A 5,206-nucleotide genomic window follows, 5' to 3' on the forward strand; every position below is an offset into this window, starting at 1 on the left:
CCTTGAACTCCTCAGTGAACTTCCTGCGATTCGTAGACATCTCTGCCTGTCGTTCCTTCCTGGTAACGACCGTCTACAAGAAGTGTCACACCCCACCGACAATCTTCCACTCCGAGCCCGCCAGATGCGTCGGGGATGCCCCGTCGGTGACCTTCTCCCACGTCACCGTGCCGGGGATGGGCTTGTTCGTGAAGGTACACACCGCGTTCTCACCCGGTGCGAGTCCGGCAATTTGCGCAGTCGCCGACGCCAGCTCCTGCAAGCGAGACGTGCCGGAAGCAGAGGTGATGGTGCACGTGCCGCTGACGAATGCGTAACCGGTCTGCATCGTCTCTTGCACATTCACCGTTGCGCTCGCGAGCGATTGCCCTGCCGCCGGGACAGGGTAGTCGACTGTCCACGGCGTGCTCACTTGCCCCGTGCCGGGTTGGGTCTGAGCGGTTGCGGGCGTCGTGATGGTAACTCCGGATGCCGGAGAGACCAGCGTCGCGCCGACAGTCCAGCCACCGGCGGGCTGAGCGTTGGCTCCGGTGAAGTCCTGCAACTGCTTGCCGATGGTGACCGTCGCCGGACGCACCTTGTTCACGTACGTGCAGGCGACTTTGTCGCCGGGGGCGACGCCGGTGATCGCCGCGCCGACTTCGTTAGAAAGCGATACTGTCCGCGGGCTGCCTGTGAGCGGGGTGACCACGCACTGACCGCTGACGAACTGGTGCCCGGTCTTCTGTGTCTCCGAAACCGTGATTGAAGCCCGATCATTCAGCGAGCCGAAGCGCAACGACCAGGACGCCTGACCGGATGCGTTGGTCTGGGCAGTGGGCGCGGACGGAGTCGGTGTGGCCGACCCCGTCGTCGCGCTTACCGCGGCCCCCACCGTCCATCCGGACGCGACCTGTTGATTCTCGCCTCGACTGTCCTGAACGTACTTTGTAATTGTGACGGGCGAAATGAGCGGCGTGTTGGTGAAGGTACAGGTCAACGCTTGACCCGAGCGGTTACTCGGAACAGCTGGCAACGTGGCTTCGCGAGGCGAGGAGCCCGTGACAGTGCCTATCGCGAAGGGGGAGGTCTCGCTGCCCCAGTAGCAAGCGTAGGCCGTCGCATAGTTCATGAGCACCGAGCTGCCGGCCTGCACTTCACGAATGGTGTATTGGCGGCCCGGAACGGCAATGACCGGACCCGCGACGACGGCTTGTACGCCTGTCGCGCTACCACTCGTGGTTTCGTTGGCCAGATCCGTGCTGGAGCCAGACTGTCGAACCTGCAACTGGAACTGGTCTCCGTCGGCAACTCTTCCAACGACATTCTTTTTGAGTTGCAGGGTCGGGGGATAGGCGCAACTGGCAAGATCCGTACCGGTAAAGACTGGCGTGATCGATACCGTGTTCGTATACGTCCCCGTATTCGGGTCGGAAGTCACTATTCGAGTGGTTCCGCCAGTGATGTTCGCATTTCTCTTCTGAATGACAAGTGAACCGTTGGCATCAAAAGTGGCGCCGTTGTACGCTTCCCCGTCAGTGGCTGAGGCCGGGGCTGTCAGCGAAGTCGACGCGATTGTCCCGGTACCGCCCACCGCGGGAACGTTGCCAGCATCCACTCGCACGAGCTGATTGGCAACACTGTTACCGCTCGCCCCACTCCAGATGATGTAGAGATTTCCTTGCGCATCAAAAGCCATGTCGCCGTTCGCGATGAATGAGGAGTTTGAACCGCTGATGCCAACGCGACCGACCATGCCCTTATAGGAGTTGTTCACCAGGTCATAGGCATACAAGTACAACTGAGCTTGTGAGGAGCCGAGAGGTGCGCCGTACCCGGCGAAATAGTAGTAGCCGTTCACAGGGTTGATCGCGCCGGCGACAAGCGCGCCGCGATTGATCGAATACGACCCGCTCACGAGCGACAGGGCCTGGGAGACGGTGCTTGTGTTCCCGTCTGCCGTAACGGCATAAATGTCCGTTTGAGAGCTGGGCAGATCGCCACTGTTGCGCCCGCCCTGGAGCACTGCGTACGCGGTCGTAGCATCTCCGGACATAGCAAGCCCGTTCGTGTTGCGCTGGCTGAAGGAGACACCGGCCGTTGAGGCACCGGTTGCGGTATTGACGAGCCGCACCTCGCTCGTTGAGCCACTCGTTGGTCGGCTGAGCGTGTAAACGCGCTCGGCCTCACAGACAAAAGTGGTGACTGCCAGCGGGGATATTGCCGCTTCCAGAGCGTGCGGTTCGGCTCCATCGGATGCGCGATCAACCGAGTTGTCGTCTGCCGCGACGCCATCCGCGACATCGCCGTCGGCATCCTCCGGCGCCACTGCCTCATCCTCTGGTGCGACATCCGCCCCGGGAGTCTCGTCCGGCACCGCCGCATCGGGCGTGCCAGCATCCGGCACCGTGTTCTGCACCGTGATCGGCGTGGTCGGCTCAGGCGTAGGCGCCTCGTCGGCAACCGCGGGAAGCCCTGTCAGGATCAACGCGCCGCTCAGCGCGGCAGCAATCCCCGCTGCAGACCAGCGAGAAACGCGCCGACGGCGCACCCTCGCGCGCGACGCAGTATAAGAATTACGCATGACCCCCACAAGCCCTTGATCCCAGCGGAGAATCCCACGCTCTCCTGTTCGGTGCGTTCAACGCACCGCTGGTCGCGCTCAACGCTAGTTCGCCCGCACAGGCCCGTCAACCTGTCGAGGATAAAGGGCTCTTCGTAGTTGAGGGTGTAGCCCGGGACCGCCGGCTGGTTCGCGGATAGGTGTCGAGGTCTTCCATGATGGAAGTTCTCACGCTCACCATCCGCCGGAAGACCTCGACTTGCACCACCCTACGTTCGCGACCCCTGACCTGACCACGTTCTGCCGTCTCGACGAGCTCGGCCTTCAAGCCGTCGGGCAGCTGCTCGAGCCTGATCGGGCGGTGCTGGAGTGCCGCGTCGTCGAGGACGACCCGTGGTGTCGGACGTGTGGCGCGGAGGGCGTGCCGCGTGACACGGTGACGCGGCCGCTGGCGCATGAGCCGTTCGGGCATCGGCCCACGACGCTGCTGGTCCGGGTGCGCCGCTACCGGTGCACGCACTGCCGCCGGACCTGGCGGCAGGACACGTCGAAGGCGGCGGCGCCGAGGGCGAAGATCTCCCGCGGCGGGATCGGGTGGGCACTCACGGCGATCGTGGTCGACCACCTCACCGTCTCCTGCGCTGCGGCAGGGCTCGGGGTGTCGTGGCATACCGCGAACACCGCGATCCTCGCCGAGGGCAAGCGTCGCCTGATCGACGACCCGGCGAGGTTCGACGGGGTCACCACGATCGGTGTCGATGAGCACGTCTGACGTCACACACGGTTTGGCGAGAAGTACGTGACCGTGATCATCGACCTCACCCCCGCGAGGAACAAGACGGGCCCGGCCAGGCTGCTGGACATGGTCGAGGGCCGCTCGAAGCAGGTGTTCAAGGAGTGGCTCGCCGCCCGGCCTGCGGAGTGGTCGAGCCGGATCGAGGTGGTCGCGATGGACGGGTTCTCCGGGTTCAAGGCCGCCGCGGCCGAAGAGCTCCCCGACGCGGTCCCGGTGATGGACCCGTTCCACGTCGTCCGCCTGGCCGGCGACGCGCTCGACCGGACCCGGCAGCGCGTCCAGCAAGAGACCCTCGGGCACCGCGGTCACGCCGGCGACCCGCTCTACGGGGTCCGCCGCACCCTCCACACCGGCGCGAGCTTCCTCACGGAGAAGCAGACTGCACGGCTGGACGCGGTGTTCGCCGCCGAGGAGCACGTCGAGGTTGAAGCGACCTGGGGCATCTACCAGCGCATCGTCGCCGCCTACCGCGAACCCGACAAGAACAAGGCGAAGGAGATGATGCGGGCGGTGATCGACTCTGTCAGCAACGGCGTCCCCGCGCTGCTCAAAGAGGTCCGTCGCCTCGGCCGCACGCTGAAGCAGCGCGCCGCGGACATCCTCGCGTTCTTCGACCGCCCCGGAACGAGCAACGGCCCAACGGAGGCCATCAACGGCCGGCTGGAGCACCTTCGCGGTTCCGCCCTCGGCTTCCGGAACCTCACGCACTACGTCGCCAGATCGCTCCTCGAAGCCGGCGGATTCAGACCGCTCATACACTCTCATTCGCGATGAGCCCCTTAAGGTGGTGTAGCTCGCGGTGGCCGGCCTCGTCGTGGACGTGGGCGCGGTCACCGTGTGATCCTTCGAGAAGTCTCTTACCTCTACTCGAAAGGCATCATCACGATGACCGCACTTCATATTGTCGACCCTGCGAGCGTGCTCGCTGAAGCCCTGACCGATTCGTCCCCGGATCTGATGCGCAGCCTGCTGCAGACGATGATCAACGCGCTGCTGTCCGCGGACGCGGACGCCGTCGTCGGCGCCGAATGGGGCCAGCCCTCACCCGACCGGGTGACGCAGCGCAACGGCTACCGGCACCGCGACCTCGATACCCGGGTCGGCACCATCGACGTTCAGATCCCGAAACTGCGGCAAGGGACGTACTTCCCGAATGGCTGCTGGAACGCCGCAAACGCGCTGATCACGGTCATCGCGGACTGCTACCTCGCCGGCGTCTCCACCCGCCGGATGGACAAGCTGGTCAAGACTCTCGGGATCCACTCGCTGTCGAAGTCGCAGGTCTCCCGGATGGCCGCGGACCTCGACGAACACGTCGACCAGTTCCGCCACCGGCCGCTCGACGACGCCGGCCCGTTCACGTTCGTCGCCGCCGATGCGCTGACGATGAAGGTCCGTGAGGGTGGCCGCGTGATCAACGCCGTGGTACTGGTCGCCACAGGGGTGAACGCCGACGGGCGCCGCGAAGTCCTGGGCCTGCGGGTCGCGACATCGGAGACCGGAGCGGCATGGAACAGCTTCTTCGCCGACCTCGTCGCTCGCGGACTGGGCGGGGTGCGCCTCGTCACCTCCGACGCGCACGCCGGTCTCGTGGAGGCGATCGCCGCGAACCTGCCCGGCTCGGGGTGGCAGCGATCACTCGTCAAGCTGGGTAGTGGCGGGATCGTCCCGCTGGTTCATCCTCACCGTCGGGATAGGACCTTGGCAGCGTGACCTTCGAGGTCCAGCGGCAGACCTGTCCCTCCCGGCGGTGGCGGATTCCGACTGGCTAGTTGTACTTCCCCGTGAGGTTGTGAACGCGGGCTGAGGGGGTCTGGCCGCCGATCCCGGTGTGGGGTCTGTGGTGATTGTAGTGATGCAGCCAGGTC

3 protein-coding genes and 1 pseudogene are annotated in these 5,206 nt (G+C 65.0%); 2 read left to right on the forward strand and 2 right to left on the reverse strand.

The features are described from left to right. Positions 1–85 precede the first annotated feature (85 nt). Complete coding sequence (locus tag LOK55_RS13780; protein WP_229935826.1) at positions 86–2,563, reverse strand: hypothetical protein; 2,478 nt, start codon at positions 2,561–2,563, stop codon at positions 86–88. A gap of 238 nt (positions 2,564–2,801) precedes the next feature. Here LOK55_RS13780 and LOK55_RS13785 point away from each other — a divergent pair. After that, positions 2,802–4,112: pseudogene (locus LOK55_RS13785) on the forward strand (ISL3 family transposase). Positions 4,113–4,223: 111 nt separating this feature from the next. Then, positions 4,224–5,051: an IS256 family transposase gene (locus LOK55_RS13790; RefSeq protein WP_374107662.1), complete on the forward strand. Its 828-nt coding sequence runs from the start codon at positions 4,224–4,226 to the stop codon at positions 5,049–5,051. A gap of 55 nt (positions 5,052–5,106) precedes the next feature. Here LOK55_RS13790 and LOK55_RS13795 read toward each other — a convergent pair. Continuing rightward, positions 5,107–5,206 (reverse strand): integrase core domain-containing protein (locus LOK55_RS13795; protein WP_229935827.1); only part of this gene is annotated, 100 nt, incomplete at its 5' end.

Origin of the sequence: Microbacterium sp. F2E (assembly GCF_020905435.1) — a bacterium.
GTDB classification, from domain to species: Bacteria; Actinomycetota; Actinomycetes; order Actinomycetales; family Microbacteriaceae; genus Microbacterium; species Microbacterium lacticum.